This window comes from Microvirga tunisiensis (genome assembly GCF_009296175.1).
Lineage (GTDB): Bacteria > Pseudomonadota > Alphaproteobacteria > Rhizobiales > Beijerinckiaceae > Microvirga > Microvirga tunisiensis.
In genome coordinates this window covers 16,664-35,047 of the sequence record NZ_VOSK01000031.1, presented here as the reverse complement: position 1 = coordinate 35,047, position 18,384 = coordinate 16,664, and the positions used below count along the sequence as shown (strand labels likewise).

The 18,384-nt window shown below is 62.0% G+C and carries 19 protein-coding genes, 4 pseudogenes and 1 riboswitch; of the genes and pseudogenes, 18 read left to right on the top strand and 5 right to left on the bottom strand.

The window, feature by feature from the left end; all coding sequences use genetic code 11:
- Positions 1 to 26 precede the first annotated feature (26 nt).
- From FS320_RS11240 to FS320_RS47795, 5 genes are all read left to right on the top strand, one after another.
- Entirely contained in the window at positions 27 to 611 is a 585-nt protein-coding gene (locus FS320_RS11240; RefSeq protein WP_152711543.1) for a TetR/AcrR family transcriptional regulator, read from the top strand.
- A gap of 66 nt (positions 612 to 677) precedes the next feature.
- On the top strand, positions 678 to 1,544 hold the full coding sequence (locus FS320_RS11235; protein ID WP_152711542.1) for an NAD(P)-dependent oxidoreductase: 867 nt from the start codon (positions 678 to 680) through the stop codon (positions 1,542 to 1,544).
- 11 nt (positions 1,545 to 1,555) lie between these two features.
- Complete coding sequence (locus FS320_RS11230) at positions 1,556 to 1,765, top strand: hypothetical protein (protein WP_152711541.1); 210 nt, start codon at positions 1,556 to 1,558, stop codon at positions 1,763 to 1,765.
- 103 nt (positions 1,766 to 1,868) lie between these two features.
- Positions 1,869 to 1,951: riboswitch (ZMP/ZTP riboswitch) on the top strand.
- 21 nt (positions 1,952 to 1,972) lie between these two features.
- Positions 1,973 to 2,242 (top strand): type 1 glutamine amidotransferase family protein, encoded by a 270-nt coding sequence (locus FS320_RS47800; protein WP_244627089.1) that lies wholly within the window; start codon positions 1,973 to 1,975, stop codon positions 2,240 to 2,242.
- A gap of 13 nt (positions 2,243 to 2,255) precedes the next feature.
- On the top strand, positions 2,256 to 2,660 hold the full coding sequence (locus FS320_RS47795) for a DJ-1/PfpI family protein (RefSeq protein ID WP_338105321.1): 405 nt from the start codon (positions 2,256 to 2,258) through the stop codon (positions 2,658 to 2,660).
- A gap of 278 nt (positions 2,661 to 2,938) precedes the next feature.
- Here FS320_RS47795 and FS320_RS11220 read toward each other — a convergent pair.
- Positions 2,939 to 3,481 (bottom strand): annotated as a pseudogene (locus tag FS320_RS11220) (P-loop nucleotide/nucleoside kinase family protein).
- A 584-nt stretch (positions 3,482 to 4,065) separates the two neighbouring features.
- Entirely contained in the window at positions 4,066 to 4,296 is a 231-nt protein-coding gene (locus FS320_RS11215; protein WP_152711540.1) for a hypothetical protein, read from the bottom strand.
- Positions 4,297 to 4,563: 267 nt separating this feature from the next.
- On the opposite strand from FS320_RS11215, the gene FS320_RS45905 reads away from it, so the two are divergent.
- Positions 4,564 to 4,848, top strand: coding sequence for a hypothetical protein (locus FS320_RS45905; protein WP_192926272.1), 285 nt, complete (start codon positions 4,564 to 4,566; stop codon positions 4,846 to 4,848).
- Between the two features lie 14 nt (positions 4,849 to 4,862).
- Positions 4,863 to 5,441 carry an NAD(P)H-dependent oxidoreductase gene (locus FS320_RS11205; protein WP_162002937.1) on the top strand — a complete coding sequence of 193 codons (579 nt, stop codon included), beginning with the start codon at positions 4,863 to 4,865 and terminating at the stop codon, positions 5,439 to 5,441.
- Here the strand turns inward: FS320_RS11205 and FS320_RS47790 are convergent.
- A pseudogene (locus FS320_RS47790) lies at positions 5,373 to 6,683 on the bottom strand (IS4 family transposase); the annotation flags it as partial. The gene FS320_RS11205 and the pseudogene FS320_RS47790 overlap by 69 nt on opposite strands.
- A gap of 363 nt (positions 6,684 to 7,046) precedes the next feature.
- On the opposite strand from FS320_RS47790, the gene FS320_RS11195 reads away from it, so the two are divergent.
- Both FS320_RS11195 and FS320_RS11190 read left to right on the top strand, forming a co-directional pair.
- A complete protein-coding gene (locus FS320_RS11195; RefSeq protein ID WP_152711537.1) occupies positions 7,047 to 7,253 on the top strand; it encodes a hypothetical protein in 207 nt (68 codons plus the stop codon).
- Positions 7,254 to 7,271: 18 nt separating this feature from the next.
- Positions 7,272 to 7,454: pseudogene (locus tag FS320_RS11190) on the top strand (LLM class flavin-dependent oxidoreductase); the annotation flags it as partial.
- On the opposite strand, the gene FS320_RS11185 reads toward FS320_RS11190, so the two are convergent.
- Together FS320_RS11185 and FS320_RS11180 are read right to left on the bottom strand one after the other, a co-directional pair.
- Positions 7,453 to 7,998, bottom strand: a complete 546-nt coding sequence (locus tag FS320_RS11185) for a transposase (RefSeq protein ID WP_152711536.1) — start codon at positions 7,996 to 7,998, stop codon at positions 7,453 to 7,455. The pseudogene FS320_RS11190 and the gene FS320_RS11185 overlap by 2 nt on opposite strands.
- Positions 7,999 to 8,027: 29 nt before the next feature.
- Entirely contained in the window at positions 8,028 to 8,546 is a 519-nt protein-coding gene (locus FS320_RS11180) for a helix-turn-helix domain-containing protein (RefSeq protein WP_244627087.1), read from the bottom strand.
- A 43-nt stretch (positions 8,547 to 8,589) separates the two neighbouring features.
- On the opposite strand from FS320_RS11180, the pseudogene FS320_RS11175 reads away from it, so the two are divergent.
- The 9 genes and pseudogenes from FS320_RS11175 to FS320_RS11135 all read left to right on the top strand — a co-directional run.
- A pseudogene (locus tag FS320_RS11175) lies at positions 8,590 to 9,762 on the top strand (LLM class flavin-dependent oxidoreductase); the annotation flags it as partial.
- Complete coding sequence (locus tag FS320_RS11170; protein WP_152711534.1) at positions 9,759 to 10,955, top strand: M20 aminoacylase family protein; 1,197 nt, start codon at positions 9,759 to 9,761, stop codon at positions 10,953 to 10,955. The pseudogene FS320_RS11175 and the gene FS320_RS11170, both read left to right, overlap by 4 nt.
- Positions 10,956 to 10,969: 14 nt before the next feature.
- On the top strand, positions 10,970 to 11,515 hold the full coding sequence (locus tag FS320_RS11165; RefSeq protein ID WP_152711533.1) for a GNAT family N-acetyltransferase: 546 nt from the start codon (positions 10,970 to 10,972) through the stop codon (positions 11,513 to 11,515).
- Between the two features lie 29 nt (positions 11,516 to 11,544).
- Positions 11,545 to 13,329 (top strand): amino acid ABC transporter permease/ATP-binding protein, encoded by a 1,785-nt coding sequence (locus FS320_RS49725; protein WP_152711532.1) that lies wholly within the window; start codon positions 11,545 to 11,547, stop codon positions 13,327 to 13,329.
- A gap of 29 nt (positions 13,330 to 13,358) precedes the next feature.
- Positions 13,359 to 14,297 carry an ABC transporter substrate-binding protein gene (locus FS320_RS11155; protein ID WP_152711531.1) on the top strand — a complete coding sequence of 313 codons (939 nt, stop codon included), beginning with the start codon at positions 13,359 to 13,361 and terminating at the stop codon, positions 14,295 to 14,297.
- Between the two features lie 101 nt (positions 14,298 to 14,398).
- Positions 14,399 to 15,295, top strand: coding sequence for an ABC transporter substrate-binding protein (locus tag FS320_RS11150; protein WP_152711552.1), 897 nt, complete (start codon positions 14,399 to 14,401; stop codon positions 15,293 to 15,295).
- Between the two features lie 65 nt (positions 15,296 to 15,360).
- Positions 15,361 to 16,416, top strand: coding sequence for an LLM class flavin-dependent oxidoreductase (locus FS320_RS11145; protein ID WP_152711530.1), 1,056 nt, complete (start codon positions 15,361 to 15,363; stop codon positions 16,414 to 16,416).
- Positions 16,417 to 16,464: 48 nt separating this feature from the next.
- Positions 16,465 to 17,061, top strand: coding sequence for a DsbA family protein (locus FS320_RS11140; protein WP_162002935.1), 597 nt, complete (start codon positions 16,465 to 16,467; stop codon positions 17,059 to 17,061).
- Between the two features lie 50 nt (positions 17,062 to 17,111).
- The gene (locus tag FS320_RS11135; protein WP_152711529.1) at positions 17,112 to 18,296 is read left to right on the top strand and encodes a cystathionine beta-lyase; all 1,185 of its coding nucleotides are present in this window, start codon (positions 17,112 to 17,114) and stop codon (positions 18,294 to 18,296) included.
- Positions 18,297 to 18,384 lie beyond the last annotated feature (88 nt).

Sequence of the window (18,384 nt, the reverse complement as noted above, 5' to 3'; positions counted from 1 at the left end):
ATCATTCAATAATAACAGTACCCCTTATGGCCCGCCCGCGAGAGTTTGACGAAGAGCGCGTTCTGGACGCGGTGATGGAAACCTTCTGGCGCAATGGCTACGAGGGCACCTCCGCACAGGATCTCGTCGACGCGACGGGCCTCGGTCGCGGGAGCCTGTACGCGGCCTATGCCAACAAGGATGGCCTCTTCGAGCAGGCGCTTCTTCACTACCGCAAGCGCTCCCGGGCCAATGTCGATCAACTCCGGCGGGAAGGCTCGCCCACGCAGCGGCTGCGCGAACTGATGGTGGATATTGTCAATGCCGATCGGGACGCGCGGGAGCAGCGCGGCTGTCTCGCCACCAACAGCGCGATCGAGATGGCCGGGCGCGATCCGCGGGTGGCTGACCTCGTGCGCCAGAACTTCGCCATCCTGACGCGCGGGATCGAGGAAACGGTCCGGCGCGGGCAGGCCACCGGAGAAATACGCCCCGACGCGGATGCCGCTGTCCTGGCGCTCTTTATCTTCAACGCGGTCCAGGGCCTGCGGGTGCTGGCCCAAACGACCCGTCCAAAGGACCGCAGAAAGCTCACCGCCATTATCGATCAAACCCTGGCCGCGCTGACGTGATCAGCCCTTTTTTGGTCAATTATGGAATGATCGTTACATAACATCCAACCTCATCGGGAGTCAATCATGACGGACAATCAACCCGCTCGCCCCGTCGCCGTTCTTGGCACCGGCCTGATCGGCGCAGCCGTCGCGCGCAATCTTGCACGCAAGGGCTTCGAGGTCCGCGCCTGGAACCGCTCGGCGGACAAGGCTCGGGCGCTTGCCGCCGATGGCGTCACACCGTTCGACCATGCCACCGACGCCGTGCGTGACGCCGGGATCGTCGTGACCGTGCTGAAGGACGGCCCGGCCGTGATCGAGGCGATCGCGGCGGCGCGGCCCGGCCTCGCCAAGGGCGCGATCTGGCTCCAGCTCAGCACCGTCGGCGCCGAGGCGATTGACACGCTTGCCGGTTTGGCGGCCGAGAACGGCCTCGTGTTCTATGACGCGCCGGTGCAGGGCACCCGCCAGCCGGCCGAGCAAGGCAAGCTGGTCATCCTCGCCTCCGGCCCGGACGGCGGGCGCGAAGCCGCTCAATCGATCTTCGACGCCATCGGGCAACGCACTCTCTGGGTTTCCGACACGCCCGGCGCCAGCAGCCGGCTCAAGCTCGCGCTCAACGCATTCGTCTTCGCGCTCACCCATGGCACGGCGGAGTCGCTGGCGATCGCCACAGCGCTCGGCGTCGATCCGGCGCTGGTGATCGGGGCCGTGACCGGCGGCCCGCTCGACAGCGGCTACTTCCAGGGCAAGGGCGCCGCGATGCTCAAGGGCGACCACGCCACCAGCTTCTCGGTCGAGAACGGGGTCAAGGACGCCAAGCTCGTCGTCGAAGCGCTCGCGGGAACAAACGTCCGTGCCGATCTGGCCGAGGCCGGTCTTGCCCGCTTTCAGCGCGCAGCCGATGCCGGCCACGGCGAACGGGACATTGCCGCCTCCTTTCTCGCCTGATGGATGATCCGATGACAATCTCCGAAAACAAAGGTCGCAGAGTTGTGTCGCCTGCCTCCTCCGAACCAGATGAGCGCCGCCGCAAGGTCGAAGCCGCTGATGCCCACCTGGCTCGCTATGAGAGGCTGAGCCGCATCGCCCTGCTTCTGGTCCTGCTCCTGTGTGCTGGTCTTTTGGTTCTAGTGCTGACGCATATCTGGGACCTTCCCAGGCCGGCATAGGCTCTCCAAACGCCGTTTGGTACTGCGGCTTCCGCAGATTACGCCACCGGAGAGACCAGCAGCCATGCTCCGTTGCTTGCTTTGACAGGATCAGCTCATCTTTGTGTGTTCACGTGACTGGCGAGGCAAGGTGGATCACCACCGGGGAGCGTGAACCGCAAGACGCTGCTCGCCTGGGCACCCGCGATAGCTCCCAGGAGAGTGCCCATGCACGTTGTCATGCTCGCCTATCCCCGGATGACCCAACTGGACCTGACCGGCTCCTTCGAGGTGTTCGCCCGCTTCAAGGAGCTGTCGCTTCACCTGGCCTGGAAATCCTCCGACCCGGTCGTCGACGGGAGTGGGCTACGCCTGATACCGACCACCACCTTTGCCAGTTGTCCGCAGGCAGATATCCTGTTCGTCCCTGGTGGGCCTGGGCAGATCGCCCTTATGGCTGGCAGTGAGATTCTCACCTTATCTCCAGGCGCAGGCTGAAAACGCCACTTACGTGACCTCTGTGTGTACCGGGTCATTGGTGCTGGCCGCCGCCGGTGTGCTGACCGGCTATCGCGCCACCTGCCACTGGTTGTCGCTCAACCAGCTCGCCTATTTCGGAGCCGAACCTGTCGCAGAACGGGTTGTGGTAGACCGCAACCGGGTGACAGGGGTGGGTGTCACCTTCGGGATCGATTTCGCTCTCGCCCTGGCGGCAAGCCTGTTCGGCGACGACCGGGCCCGGCGGGCGCAGCTATCCATGGAGTATGACCCTGAACCTCCGTTTCCTGGAGGATCTCCGAGCAGTTCTGACCCCGCTATCATCGCAGCGGTGCGGGACGGGTCAGCGGCCTTTCAGCGCCACCGAGAGGAGATCGCAAGGGAGGCGGCGGCAGCATTGCACCTATCCATGCTATAACCAGCTTCTGCGAATTACCAAGAGGTGCTTATCATCCCGCGGAATGGTTAGGAGACGTGGATTTGGACGACACTGCTGCTCATGAAATCTTTTGAAACGCGTCGTCCCATCTTGATCGGTGACGATGTAAACGTTCAGAGCCGCTCGTTTGACCTCAGAGGCGATATCCATCGCGTCAGGCGTTTGAGAGAGGCGGTTGAAGCTGACGTCCAGCGGTAACTCAGGAGCGTCCATCGGTCATCGCGATCCCATGACACCGATAACCATAACAGACCTGCTCACTCCATAATCGGACTTACAGGATTTGCGCTATCGATCTTTGATGCGTTCAGGACTACCAACAGTTCGCTCAGACTCTCATCAATCGTCTTGAACGAAGTGTCGATCACAACGTGTGACCGGTTCCACGGCTCGTATTCACGCGAAACAATATCATCCCATGTCGGGAGGATCAGCCCTTCGATGTCACTGATGCGTGTCCTGACGATACGCTGATGCTCGTCGCGGTCTGAACGGATAATCTCAACCTCCACAACACGAGATGAGGTGCGTTCGGCAACGGAGCGCCACGCATCTCAAGTCACCTTCAAAGGATTAACTGAGTCAGCGATGACCATTTTCCCGGCACGCAGGTTATCCTCTGCGACAGCATAGGCAACCATGTAGCCTGTGGGGCCCACCCCTGCCTTCAGCATACCCGAGGCCGTGATCGCCCGTTCAATAGAATCGATGCGGATATGGGTCGCATAGAGGTGCTGACTAAGAGCGCGAGCAAGAGTCGTCTTGCCCACTCCGGGCAGCCCACCAAGGACGATCAACATGCACCCCTCCGCCTCTTTTCGCGTGCCTCGTCCGACAAAGCATCTTCTGCAGATTTGGGCTTTCAGACATCGATTCTGTAGCCCGATCAATCTCGCTCGCCGGAGATCCTCTAAGGCCCCAGCACTGGGCCATGATCTGGCAGCCGCCCAAGCTAGAGGAGGACAGGAGAGATGCAAACGAAATCCTCGCCATTGTGAATACTGCAGAGCACCGCAGCAATGAGGGATGTTGCGTCACTCACACGGTCTGAAGCTCTCTGCGCTCCGTGCATCATGCCCTCGTCGAGTTCAGCACCATGCATCCAGAACCCACGGGGCTTTTCCCATCTCAGGACTGTGGCGCCGCCTGCTCGGCGCGACAGAGGTTACCTCGATACTCGCCGCCCGTTGATCGACTCTGATGTCGTTCGAGCGAGACCTTCTGGAAGAAACCAAGATGTATCGTTCGGATTGACAGGGGCGATGCCAAGGGATCACCATTCCGCATCCGGCGGAACAATTCTCCTCGCCAACCTGCCTTACTCCATCGCCATTATCGGTTAGGCAAGGTCAAAGAAATCACTTCACCTTATGAACCACGTCACTCAAGCAGCGCCTTCACTGAACGAAAATCCATGACCAACGGTTCTCGGTAAAAGAACTTTTTTGCTGATCAGTGGGATGTCGCAACAACGTTGTTCCATGCATGGAAGCTTTTCCTCGCCTTGGCCCATTCCAGAGTGCCAACCGTTCACTGTTTGGCGTTCTTTTAAAAGAACATCCTCGTTGACAGTGCGAGACAACAAACCCACCATAACCATGCTGATTTGGCGCATTCAACGCTTGATCGGCCGCGGTGATTTGACAGTGCGCAGCTTGCGCCGCGTGATCAAACGCTAAAGCGCCACGGAGCCTGTGCTGCCCCGTGGTCCTCAGCCCAACGCAAAGGATGTCCGGTCGTGCACGCCTCGTCCACCCGAAACCACCGTCTCTCCCGTCGTGGACGCCTGACCGCTTGTCGCGGCCGTTGAAGCCGATCTGACATTTTCTCGCCTAACCACGATCACGCTGGCCATCGCTGCCGGTGACAGGAGATCTTTGCCATGAGCACCACCACCAGCACAGCCCGGGTGATCGAGATCGGCAGTGTCACCGCGGGCGTTGCCGTTCCGGAGGAGAGTGGCTTTCGCTTCTTCTCCTCGCAGCACCCCTTCGACAGCCTCGAGGGGCGCCGGTTTCGCAATCTGAAACAGGTGATCGCTGCCGCTCACGATCAGTGGCGTCGTACAACTCCGCCGCCCAGGTCGAAGTCGTCTCGCACCACGCCCAAAGAGTCTTCCACCGATCTGCTGCTCGCCCTTCCAGGCCCCTTCCTGCTGGCCGTTTGACAAGGAGATTTCCCGTGAGCCGACCGCGCATTGTCGTCTTTTCCGGTAACACTCGCCGCCCCTCGCGCAGTCGTGCCCTGGCGGAGGCGCTCGGCGCCGAAGTTGGGCGCCGCGCGTCCATCGATCTGAAGATCTACAATGTTCTCGATGCGGGCCCAGGGCTCGGCTCCGCGCTGGCGCGCAACGATCTGCCGCTACCGGCCGCACGTATCGTCGATGAGATCGAGACAGCTGACGCGCTGATTGTCGGCACGCCGGTCTACAAGGGCGCTTATACTGGTCTCTTCAAGCACCTGATCGACTTCATCACGCCGGAACGATTGGCTGGCAAGCCGGTCGCGCTGACGGCGACGGGTGGAGGGCCGCGCCATGCGCTCGTGGTCGAGCACGCGCTCCGGCCGCTCTTCGGCTTCTTTGCCCTTTCAATTACCCACAAGCCTCATGCCGAGGGAGGCGCCGAGTTCGATATCGGTGAGGCGCGAGAGGCCGCGCCACATGACCATGTTGCCGGGCGGTGGATCCTTGGCGCGGGCGAGGTGGCCGCCGAGCCGGGCGATCTTGGTCAGATAGTGTGCCAGCGTTGGCGACGGTGACGACGTCTTGTTCTTGACCAGCTGATCGAGCAGGCGGATCTCGAGCGCGGTGAGGACCAGGCGTGGGGATGCTTGGGGTGCTGTCCGATTGAGCATCGTCAGCCAGAACACCCGCCACGCCAGGATGCAAAACAGCGCCAGCAGATTGACCAGCCGCTCGGCCGACCGAAGCTTCGCGTCCTCAGCCCGGCAGCCCGATTTCAGGATTTTGTGAAACAGCTCGATCTTCCAACGCAGAGCGTACCAGCCGATCTTCTCGATTGCCTCATCGACGCACGTGACGGGCAGATCAGTGATGAGGCGCCAGTGGATTGGCTGGCGGTTCTCGGGTGTTTCTTGTTCATCAGCGCAGATCACGGTGAGCGCGAGCGCGGGATAGCGCTTGCGCTTGGCAAGAGGCGGCAGCACCTGGAGGCGATGATACTTGATGGTGAGATGCGCTTGGCTCTCCTTGCCTTTGTCGTCACGCACCGCGATCCAGTGCTCGCCTTGGCCAGGCTGTTGGTCCATGGCTGCGATGATTGTCTGGGTGCCCTCATCCGCCCGCCGGTCGACACTGCTGCGGACGAGAAAGTGCGTGCCGAGCTCGTGCGCCGTGACGAACAGCTCATAGATGTCGCTCTCGCGATCACCGATGTGGATGCACCGCGCCGGATCAGCGACAAGCGCCGAGGACTGGCGCATGTTCTCGAGCCAACGGAGGCTCTCCTTGTCCTCGATTGGCACCCGCGTCGGGTTGATATGCCGCTTGAGCTCGGTTGTGCCCTTGAAGGTGGCGCGCGTCCAGAACTTGATCGCACACAGCCCCAGCGGCAGCCCATCCGGCGTGACGCCAAGGCTTGAGTGCATCAGAAGGCCGCAAACGGTATAGAGCTGGCGTCGATCATAACTGGTGTTGCGGCAGGGATATTGCCCGATCACGCCAACTGGCTCGGGCCGGACCCGGTGATAGGTGAACTCGGTGGTGTCGTGGAGGATGAGGATCGGCCCCTCGGTCGCGGCTAGGCGGCTGGCGGTTGCCGCGAAGTGGCCGGCCAGGATCTCCGCCTCGCTGACCCGATCATTGTCGAAGAAGCGATAAGCGGCCTTGGTGGCGGCCCAGTCCTGGCAGGCCAGCGGCACGCTCGCTCCCATCGCCCCGCCGAGCTGCTCCAAGAGCCGCCGCAGCCGCTGGCCCAGCCGTGCATCGGCAAAGGTTGATCCGGCCAATTCCTCATCGAGCCACGAGGCACCCTCGAGCATCGGATCCATGGCAGCACTCCATCCGAATGGGTGCCCAACAAGGAATCACGCCCGAGTCCCGCCTTGCAAGCTGAAGCGGCGCTCGCTCCGGAGATGTGGGTAATTGAAAGTTCTTTGCCGCCCTTACCATTCCGACAGCCGTCTATGCGTCCGACGGTGACTTCGCAGCAACCGACGACGGCGCAGGTTATGTCCTGACCGACACGGGTATCCGCACGCGATTGTCCGATGCGGCGAACGAGCTCGCGAGTCTCCTCTCGAAACATGCGGCCGAGACCAAACCCGTGCTTCGCGCTGCCCGCGCCGCAAAGTGACCAGCCGAACATCGAATGATCGTCACTTGAGCCCTGTGGTATCCGCCCGATGACTTATCGCCTCGGCCTGCTCGACAAGAGCCCTCTTGCCCCCGGCGACGTTGCCGAAATCGCGCTCGCGCGAACGGTGGACTTCGCGCGCAGTGCGGAAGCGCTCGGCTGTCACCGGTTCTCGGTCACGGAGCATCACGGTTTCTCAGGCCTCGGCAGTTCCAGGCCGGAGCTTCTCGCCGCCGACGCACCCGCAGCGGCCTGACCTCGCAAGGAGATCTCCATGTCCCGCAATCACATCAAACTCGGTATCATGCTACAGGGGCCGGGCGGTCACATGAACTCGTGGCGGCATCCGAGCGGCCCCGCCGACGCGAGCGTCAACTTCGGTTTTTACCGCACAACGGCCCTGACAGCAGAAGCGAACGGTATCGCTTTCGCGTTCGTTGCCGACGGGCTCTATATTAAGTAGGTCGCCAAAAGTTCTGCACCAGCTTTCTGAGCCAGAAGCGCTTGGACATCATGCCAGCCTTGCGACACGCCTGTTGCGGCGTCAGCGTCAGAACCCAAGCCGCGGCATCAGCGGCCAGAGCATCGATGGACGCAGCCTGCCGGTTGGCGGCGATGAGTCGCTTGAGCTCGCGCCAGAGCTGATCCATCGGGCTCAATTCGGGCGCCTGCCGAGGCAACCACACGAAGCGGATGCGCAGCCGCGTGGCCAGTGCCTGGGTTTGCGGGGCGGTGTGGGCGCTGGCCCGGTCGCTCAGCAGCCAGAGCCAGCCGGGGCCGCGGTAGCGGCGCCGCAACGCGCGCAGGAACGCCTGAGCGTCGGCCTGACCGGCGTGGTTGCGGACCAGCACCACGCGGCGCGCCGATCGCAGGTCGATGGCCCCAAACAGCACCCGTTTGGCATTGCGGCCGGTGATCGGAACAACCGCCTGCCTGCCCTTGAGCGCCCAGGTCGCGCGCAGCGGCGGAAACAGCCGCAACAACGACCAGTCGAGGCACAGCAGCCGATCGCCCCTGTGCCAGCCCGCCTTCAGACGCCGGATGACGCCCCCTTTTTCTGCGCCAGATGAGCCGCGCGCTCGACATAGACATAGCGCGGGCGCTTCCAGCGATAGCCTGCCTCGTGCAGCCGGCGCCGCAGCGTCCGGGGGCTGACCATGATCCCCTTCGCGGCCAGGTCGTGCGCCAGCAGCGGCACCGTCCAGCTCGTGGCCTGGTAGCCGCAGCGGCGCGGATCGCGTGCCAGGGCTGCGGCCAGCCGCCGTGGTGTGAGCGGGCGATGGAGGCGAGGACGCCCGCTGCGCGGCCGGTCGAGGAGCGTGGTGGCCTCATGCTCGGCCCTGTACTGCGCCAGCCAGCGGTGGACGCTGGAGCGGTTGACGCGGCAGCGGCGGGCCGCCTCGGCGACGGACTGCCTCTCGGCCACCAGCAGCAGCGCTTCGAGGCGGCGATACACACGGGCCTCACGGGCGCCAGCCAGCGCGGCGGCCAGCCGCTTGCGATCCGCCTCGTCGAGCCCCGTCCCGGGAGAGTGATCATGTCGTTGCATGCTCCCCAGAAAACACCCGCAGCTCTCGCGTTGCAAGACTTATGGCGACCTACTTAATGAGAAATCGATCCCGCACTTCCTCAACCGTTTCGAGCCGATCTCCGTGCTCTCGGCGCTGGCGGCGGTGACCTCCCAGGTCGGCCTCGTCGGCACGGTCTCCACCTCCTACAGCGATCCCTTCACCATTGCCCGGCAGTTTGCCTCGCTCGATCTCATCAGCGGGGGCCGTGCCGGCTGGAACGCGGTCACGTCGCCGCTGGAAGGCTCCGGCCTCAACTACAGCCGGCCACACCCTGAGCACGCCCTGCGCTATGAGATTGCCGACGAATACCTCAATGTCACCAAGGGCCTGTGGGACTCGTGGGACGACGATGCCTTCGTGCGGGATCGCGCCACGGGCGTGTTCTTTGACAAAACGAAGCTTCAAACGCTCGGCCACAAGGGCCGCTTCTTCTCGGTCGAAGGGCCGCTCAACATCGCTCGCTCGCCACAAGGACAGCCTGTGATCTTTCAGGCGGGATCGTCCGACGCAGGCATAAGCCTTGCCGGGCGGCATGCGGATGCCGTCTTCACGAACAATACGAACCTGGAAGAGGCAAAGTTGTTTCGGCGTCAGATGCGGGCAAGCGCTGTGGCGCATGGTCGGCAGGCGGATGACGTGCAGATTTTCCCCGGAATTGGACCGATCGTGGGCGCGACGCAAACCGAGGCCGAGGCGAAGTACCGCGCGATCCGGGATCTCGTCACGATCGATGAGGCCCTTCTTTATCTCGGCCGCTATTTCGACCATCACGATTTCAGTGTTTACCCGCTTGACGCGCCGTTCCCCGATCTCGGCGACATCGGCCGTAACAGCTTCCGCTCGACCACTGACCGTATCAAGGCGGAAGCCCGCGCAAACGGTTTCACCTTGCGGGAGGTCGCCCTGAATGCCGCGACACCTCGGACGGATTTCATCGGCACTCCGGATAAGATTGCGGACGAAATCATCCGAAGGGTCGACGAGAGGGCCGCCGACGGTTTCATCCTGGGCTTCCCCGTCATTGCGGAGGGGCTAGACGACTTTGTCCGCTATGTCATCCCAGTTCTTGAGGAGCGAGGCGTCTATGAGCGCACGCTCACAGGACAGACCTTGCGCGATCATCTCGGGTTGCCCTTCCGGGAGAGCCGCTATGCGGAGAGCGACGCCGCTCCGCACGAAGCGGTGGCCTCATGACCCTGCTGATTGATCCAGGCCCATCTTGGGGATCCCGTGGTGCTGCCGTTGCAGGAGAAGACGCAGAGCTTGACCCCTTCGTGGCCATCCGCCGCGATCTCCACCGCCACCCGGAACTGGCCTTCAAGGAGAAGCGCACGAGCGAGCTCGTCGCCGACCATCTCGCCTCCTGGGGCTACGAGGTGGCCCGAGGCTTCGCCGGCACTGGAGTCGTCGGGGCCCTCAGGCGGGGATCCGGCGAGAAGCGGCTTGGGATCCGGGCCGACATGGATGCCCTGCCAATCCAAGAGGCCACAGGGTTGTCTTACGCCAGCACTCATGAGGAAATCATGCATGCCTGCGGGCACGATGGCCATACCGCCATCCTGCTCGCGGCCGCGAAGGCCCTGGCAGACGATGTCGATTTCTCGGGCGAGCTCCATCTGATTTTCCAGCCTGCCGAGGAGATTGGTGCCGGTGCGCGGCGCATGATCACCGAGGGTCTGTTCGAGCGGTTCCCCTGCGATGCCGTGTTCGGCCTCCATAATTGGCCGGGCTTTGCTGCGGGGCAATTCGGGTTTGTCGAAGGACCGGCTATGGCCGCCGTCGATCAGGCTCGCATCGCCGTGATCGGGCAGGGTGGACATGGGGCCGCCCCGCACGAAACCATCGATCCGGTCGTCGCGACAGCATCCCTGATTACGGCGCTTCAGAGCATCGTATCGCGCGGCGTCGACCCGCTGGAGGCGGCGGTCGTCACCGTGGGATCGATTCATGGTGGCACGGCCTCGAATATCATCCCGGACAGCGTGGAAATGAAGCTGACCTTGCGCAGTTTCACGCCAGCAATCCGCAACCTCCTGGAGATCCGCGTCCCGGCGCTTGCGAGGGCGCAAGCGGAGAGTTTCGGTGCACGGGCCGAAGTCGATTACCGGCGCGGCTTTCCCCCCGTTATGAACCACCCGAGAGAGACCCAGTTCGCGCGTCGTGTCGCCCTCGGCCAGTTCGGGCCGGCCGGCATTGCCGAATTGTTCCAGCCCCGCACCGCAAGCGAGGACTTCGCTTTCTTTCTGGAAGCCAGACCCGGTGCCTTCGTGTTCGTGGGCAACGGCGACAGTGCCGCCCTCCACAGTCCCCGCTACGATTTCAACGACGCCATCCTGGCACCGGCAGCCGCCTTTTGGACTGGGCTTGCCGGCACCTTCCTCCAGTAACCCGAAGCGATCCCATGACGGGTACCTTTCTCTATACCTCGCCGGACGATGAGCGTTCACGTCCGCTGGTCGAGGCGCTCACGCACGAATATGCAACCCGTTACGGCACCTATTTCGGTGATGAGCCGGGTGCCGAGATGCGCCGGTATCCGGCTGCCTTGCTTGCCCCTCCGGAAGGGAACTTCGTCCTGCTTCTGCGCAACGGCATGGCTATCGCCGGCGGTGCGTTCAAACGCTACGACGAACATACCGCCGATCTGAAGCGCATCTGGACGCATGAGAATTATCGCCGACAGGGGCTCGCGCGCCGTGTGGTCCTGGAACTGGAAGCCCAGGCCCTGCGCCAGCACTACACCAGCATTTACCTGACCACGGGCTTCCGCCAACCTGAGGCGAAGGGCTTATATCTCAGCATGGGTTATACGCCGCTCTTCGATATGAACTTGGACCCTGAGATCTACAAGATCCTTCCTTTCAAAAAGGACCTTTTACCGAAAGTGGTCACTCTCGCCAGCAGGCGCGAACCTGCGCGTTCCGAGGCACCTCAGGGTGCAATCTGACTGTCCAATCACGTGCGGAGGCGCAAGCCATGACTCTGACGTCAGCCATCAGGCAAGTAGACGTTACTTCTTCCGAGCATTCTGCCATCGGGAGCAAGGCTCATTACCGGATCGTCCCTGCGAAATATCCCGCACGCACCATTGGGACCGTTTTCGCGCTCATCGTGATCTTCGCGATCCTGAACTCGGTGTTCTCCAATCCGCGCTGGGGCTGGGACGTCTTCGCGGAATGGTTCTTCGCCGAGCCGGTCCTGGTTGGCCTTGGCCGGACGCTGCTTCTTACCTTCCTGGGCGCGTTCTTGGGTTTTCTGCTCGGCACTGGTCTGGCGCTGGCGCGCGTTTCGCGCTCGCCGCTTTTGGTCGGGGTTTCCTGGACTTATGTCTGGATCTTTCGCTCGATCCCGCTGATCGTGCTGCTGCTGATCCTCAACAATTTTGGTTATCTTTATGAGACGGTCACGGTCGGCGTTCCCTATACGGGCATCAATTTCTTCAGTTGGAGCACGACGCAGCTCATCACGCCCTTCGCGGCGGCGGTGCTGGGACTGACGCTGAATGCGGCCGCCTTTTCCTCGGAGATCGTGCGAGGCGGGATTCTGTCGGTCGATCAGGGCCAATTGGAGGCCGCCGCCGCCTTGAGCCTGCCGCGCCGCCGCCAATTCTCGCGGATCGTCCTGCCGCAGGCGATGCGGACTATTCTCCCCAATGGCTTCAACGAGATCATCCTGCTGGCCAAGGGCACGTCGCAGGTCTATATCCTCGCACTGCCCGAGCTGTTCTATACGATCCAGATCATCTACCGCCGCAACCTGGAAGTGATTCCGCTTCTGATGGTCGCGACCGTCTGGTACCTGGTCATCCTGACGGTGCTCTCCCTCATTCAGCGCCATATCGAGCGGCATTATGCCAGAGGCGCATTGCGCAATCCGCCGCCTTCGTTGTTCACCAACGTCTTTCGCCGGTTTGCCGGGCCGGCTGCCGCACCCTCGCCGACGGCGGAAACGGCAGCCCGGCCAGTTGAGCGCCGCACCGCTATTGCGCCTCTGCGTTCGCGCGGCGGTGCGGTGACGATCCACGGCGTGTCGAAGAGCTTTGGGCACCTGAAGGTTCTGGACAATGTCACGCTCACCATTCCGGCCGGTAGCGTCACCACCATTCTCGGCCAGTCAGGTTCGGGCAAGTCGACGCTTCTTCGATCGATCAACCATTTGGAACGCGTGGATGACGGCTTTATCGCCATCGACGGCGAGCTGATCGGCTACCGGCAGCATGGCGAGACGCTCTATGAGCTTAAGGAGAAGGACATCCTGAAGCGCCGCGTCGAAGTCGGCATGGTGTTCCAGAACTTCAATCTCTTCCCGCATCTCACCGTGCTGGAAAACATCATTGAGGCGCCGGTAGCGGTGCGTCGCATTCCGCGTGAACAAGCGGATGCGGAAGCGCTCGGCCTTCTGGCCCGCATTGGCCTTTCCGACAAGGCGCATGCCTATCCGCGCCAGCTTTCCGGTGGCCAGCAGCAACGCGTCGCGATCGCGCGGGCCCTCGCGCTCAAACCCAAGGTTCTGCTGTTCGACGAGCCGACCTCGGCGCTGGACCCGGAACTGGTCAACGAAGTGCTCGATGTCATCAAGGAGCTCGCCCGCTCCGGCACGACGCTGATCATCGTCACCCACGAGATCGGCTTTGCACGCGAAGTGTCCGACCTGGTCGTCTTCATGGAGCAGGGCCGCATTCTCGAAACCGGTACGACGGAAAAAGTCTTCAGCAGGCCAGAACATCCGCGCACGGCCGGATTCCTCGCCAAAGTCCTCTGACACCATCCCATCACAAGGAAATACCCAGCATGTCCTCCCCGTCCAGGCTTCTTCGCATCGCAACCGGCGGCCTTCTGTTGCTTTCGGGGTTCTTCGGCGCCCTCGCCCATGCGCAGGAGGTCGATCTTGCGCCGGAACAGAAAAATCGCGTCCGAGCTGAAAAAGTTGAAGCCGCGATCAAGCTCATCCCGGCCGGCTACAAATTCGCGACGCCCGGCAAACTGACAGTCGCCACTGTCCCGGGGAATCTGCCATTTGCCGTGTATGCGACCGACACCAAAACGCCGGTCGGCAATGAGCCTGATGTCGCCCAGCTCGTGGCGGATAGTCTCGGCCTTCAGCTCGAACTCGTCCCGGTCGCCTGGGCTGACTGGCCGCTCGGCATTGCGTCGGGACGGTTCGATGCGGTGGTTCACAACGTTACCGTCACCGAGCAGCGTAAGGAAAAGCTCGACTTCTCGACCTATCGCAAGGATTTGCTGGGATTCTATGTCGCCAACGACAGCAAGATCCAGAGCATCAGCAAACCCGAGGATGTAGCAGGCCTCAAAGTCATTGTAGGCGCCAGCACAAACCAGGAGCAGATCCTGCTTCGCTGGAACGAGGCGAACATCGCCAAGGGACTGAAGCCGGCCGAAATCCAATACTACGACGATGTGGTGGTGCAGGATCTGGCGCTGCAGTCCGGTCGCGCCGACGCTTACCTGGGTCCAAACGCCATCTCCGCATTCAGGGCAGCGCAAGGCAACAAGACGCGCCTGGTTGGTACTTTCTCCGGCGGTTGGCCAGTCACTGCCGAGATTGCCGTAGCGACCAGGAAGGGTTCGGGCTTGGCAGATGCCATCACGGCGGCCATCAATGCTCAGATCAAGAGCGGGAACTACGGCAAGACTCTCGCGCGCTGGAACCTCACGGCTGAGGCGGTCACGGAATCACAGACCAATCCTCCCGGCCTGCCCAAGAAGTAGCCCGTTTTGCCCGTGCCGCTGCGCCCGCGTCCTTTTGTCAAACCCAGGATAACATCATGAGCATAGTCTCGAAAACCTTCAGCTTGCTGGCCGCGAGCCTCATGGCCTCTGCCATGGGTCTTTCGCATGCAAGTGCCGCCGGTGATATTTTTGATCTTTCACCCGACCAGCCGGGCCGCATCCGCGCGGAAAAGAACCCGGCGGCGGCCGCTGCAATCCCGAAGGATTTCAAGTTCGCCACCCCTGGCAAGTTCACGGTCGCAGTCTCTCCGGGCGGGCCGCCGCTCGCCACCTACGCCACCGATGCCAAGACCGTGGTCGGGGCCGATCCCGACTACGCGCTCGCCATCGCCGACAGCCTCGGCCTGGAGCTGGAGCTTGTTCCGGTCGCCTGGGCGGACTGGCCGCTCGGGTTGACCTCCGGCAAATACGATGCGGTGATTTCCAATGTCGGCGTCACCGAGCAGCGCAAGGAGAAGTTCGATTTCTCGACTTACCGGCAGGGCCTGCATGGCTTCTTTGTGAAGGCCGATAGTCCGATTAAAGAGATCAAGGAGCCAAAGGACGCGGCGGGTCTGCGCGTCACGGTCAGCGCCAGCACCAACCAGGAGCGCATCCTGCTCAAGTGGAGCGACGAGAACGTCAAGGCCGGCCTGAAGCCGATCGAGCTGCAGTATCACGATGATGAGGCCGCCCGACTCGTCGCCCTGCGCTCCGGTCGCGTCGATGTCATCGTCCAGCCGCATGCGCAGCTCGTCTACATCGCGGCCCGCGACAAGAACATCAAACGCGTTGGCACGCTGTCGGCCGGTTGGCCGGAACGCTCGGACGTAGCGATCACGACCCGTAAGGGTTCGGGCCTTGCAGATGCGCTGACGCTCGCGACCAACGACCTGATCAAACGCGGCCTGTACGCCAAGGTGCTCGCCCGCTGGCAGCTTTCAGAAGAGGCCTTGCCGGAATCGCAAACCAATCCGCCCGGCCTGCCCAAGAGCTGATCGTCCGTCCTCGGGCTGCGGCGCTGCTGCGACTCGGGTGTCTTTTCTCGTGATACTGCGAAACCATGACATCATCCTCGCTCAACATCAGCCAAATCGGCTTCCTCACTCCCGGAAACTACCCGAGCGATGACCCGCTGTACGGGCTGGAGCAGACGCTCCAGCTTCTTCAGTTCGGCGAGCGTTTGAGCTTCGACAGCGCCTGGGTCCGTCAACGGCATCTGGAGCCAGGAATCTCGTCCGCAAGCGCTTTCCTGGCGGCGGCGACACAGCGCACGTCTCACATACAACTTGGAAGCGCGGTCATTCCGATCGGCTTCGAGAGCCCCTTTAGGCTGGCCGAGGACCTGTCCACGGTTGACGTCCTGTCGCGCGGCCGCCTGAATATTGGCATCAGTGCTGGGCGGCCGCCGCATGCTGATCTGATGGCGCCTCTGGTTTTCGATGGCGACTGGAAAGCTTTTGATTTCTCCCATGCGCGGGTGAGCCGCTTCATCGCTAACCTGAGAGGTGAGCCTCTGGGCGATGAAGAGACGCATATCAAAACCCCGTTCGGGCCACAGCGTCCCCGCCTGCAGCCGCATGCCAAGGGGCTGATCAGCCGCATCTGGTATGGCGGCGGGTCGCAATCCTCGGCCGAATGGGCCGGACGCGCTGGCCTCAACCTTCTGACCGGCAATGTGATCTCCGGTGAGGGTACCGATGATTTCTTCGTGGCGCAGTCGCGCCTGATCGAGACATTCCGGCGGTCGTCGACCGGGGCGAGGCGGATTGCGCTTGGGCGCGTCATCGTCCCCACCGACAGTGCCGACCGGTCTACCCGCCAACGCTATGCGGAATACGCGGCCGGTCGCTACGAGCGCACCCTCTCGCCGCAAGGAGAACGGCGGACATTGTACGCGCGCGATCTGGTGGGGACCTCGGAAGAAATACTGGAACGGCTCTTCAACGACCCCATCCTGCCGCATGTCAGTGAGTTTCGCCTCGATCTGCCGTATGAGTTCGAGCAGGACGAATACCAGCAGATCCTGTCTGACTTTGTGACCCTGATCGCACCGGAACTCGGTTGGGCTCCAACGCCGGCTGCTCAGGCGACGTCAGCACAACACGCAATATCTTGAGCGATGCCAATCGAGGTTATCGCATCCTCTTAGTCAAAGGCTGTATCAGTGACAAAAGTCGTAGATTACTTCTTCTCGATCGGCTCCCCATGGGCCTTCATTGGCTTTGACGCCTTTCTCGACCTGGCACGTAGGTACGAGTTTGAGATCAAGCCGTACCTGACGACGGTGATTGAGGAAAACGGCGGGATCTTCTCGCGTAATCGGCCGGAAGCCCGCCGAGCCTACGGGGTGCGGGATCTCAAGCGCTGGGCCAAGGTGCGTGGGAAGTCATTGCTTCTGGATAACAGGCCTGTGCTTTCGGATCCGACGCCAGCCTCACTTGCGGTTATCGCGGCTTATCTTGACGGAGACGACTGGATTGCCCTGACGCGTGCGTTGCAGGAAGCGTTCTGGATCCGCGGCGAAGACATAGGTGTGCCGGAGGTCCGCCGCCGGATAGCGGACACCGTCGGCCTCGATGGTGCCGCCTTGCTGCGGCGTGAGCAGGATGAGGACGTAGGAGCGAAATGGGCATCGGGCCGCGCTCATGCGCGTCAAGCCGGCGTCTTCGGCTTTCCAACCTACGGCTATGATGGTGAAGTCTACTGGGGTCAGGACAATCTCCCCTTCCTTGAGCGTCATCTCGCCGGCGACCCGCTGTAGCGCGATCCCGGTCCGTTCATTCCTCAAGAGAAACACGGCAAGCAGCACAGATGACCGCAAACGACAGTCGCCCGACACGAGTGGGTTCGAATACGCAGCTCGTCGGTGCCGGACACAATCCTTTTGATTTCCACGGGTTCGTCAACCCGCCGACGGTCCGCGCCTCGACCGTTCTGTTTCCGGACGCTGGTACAATGGAGGCGCACGGGCAGAAATACACATATGGAACACGCGGAACACCAACGACAGATGCTCTCTGCACCGCAATCAACGAGCTTGAGGGAGCGGCGGGTACGATCCTTCTTCCGTCCGGTCTTGCTGCCGTCACAGTAACATTTCTGGCGTATCTCGCCGCCGGTGACCATGCGCTGATCGTTGATTCCGTTTACGGCAATGTCCGCCGTTTCTGCGACACCGTGCTGACCCGCTTCGGCATTGAGGTCGAGTACTACGATCCTTCACTTGGCGCCGAGATTGAGACGCTTTTCAAGCCGAATACCAGACTTGTGCATCTTGAGGCTCCAGGCTCAAACACGTTCGAAATGCAGGATATTCCGGCAATCGCGGCGGTGGCACACCGGCATGATGCCGTTGTGACGATGGACAACACTTGGGCGACGCCCCTCTATTTCCGGCCGCTCGACTTCGGTGTGGATGTGTCAATTCAGGCGTCAACGAAGTACCCAGCAGGTCACGCGGACATTCTGATGGGAACGGCGTCAGCCAACGCCAGACGCTGGAGGCGTCTGAAGCATGTGCATGGCGAACTCGGCATTTGTGGCGCTCCGGATGATGCTTATCAGGTTCTCCGTGGCCTGCGTACGATGGGGGTGCGCCTTGAGCGGCATCAAAAGAGCGCCCTGGCGATTGCCGAATGGCTGGAAGCGCGCGACGATGTCGCTCGTATTCTGTACCCGGCTCTGCCGAGCTTTCCGGATCACGACATCTGGAAGCGGGACTTCAAAGGTGCGAGCGGGGTGCTTTCCTTTGTTTTGGCTGTCGCGCCAGGTCGGGATTTCAAGGTGAGGGCGCAGGGCTTTCTGAACGGTCTTTCGCTGTTCGGGCTCGGGTACTCCTGGGGTGGGTTCCAGAGTTTAGCCCTCCATGTCGACCTGGATGATCGCCGCGTCTTACGGGCGCCAAACGAAGGACCCGTCATCCGTCTCCATATCGGTCTGGAGGATATCGATGATCTTAAGGCGGACCTTGCGAGGGGCTTCGATGCAGCGGGATGAATGTCTTCAATCGAGGATCCATCAGTTCCAATACTCTACTGGCCTCGAATTACCGGTCGCAGCGAGTTTCACAGAGGATGAGGCAGAC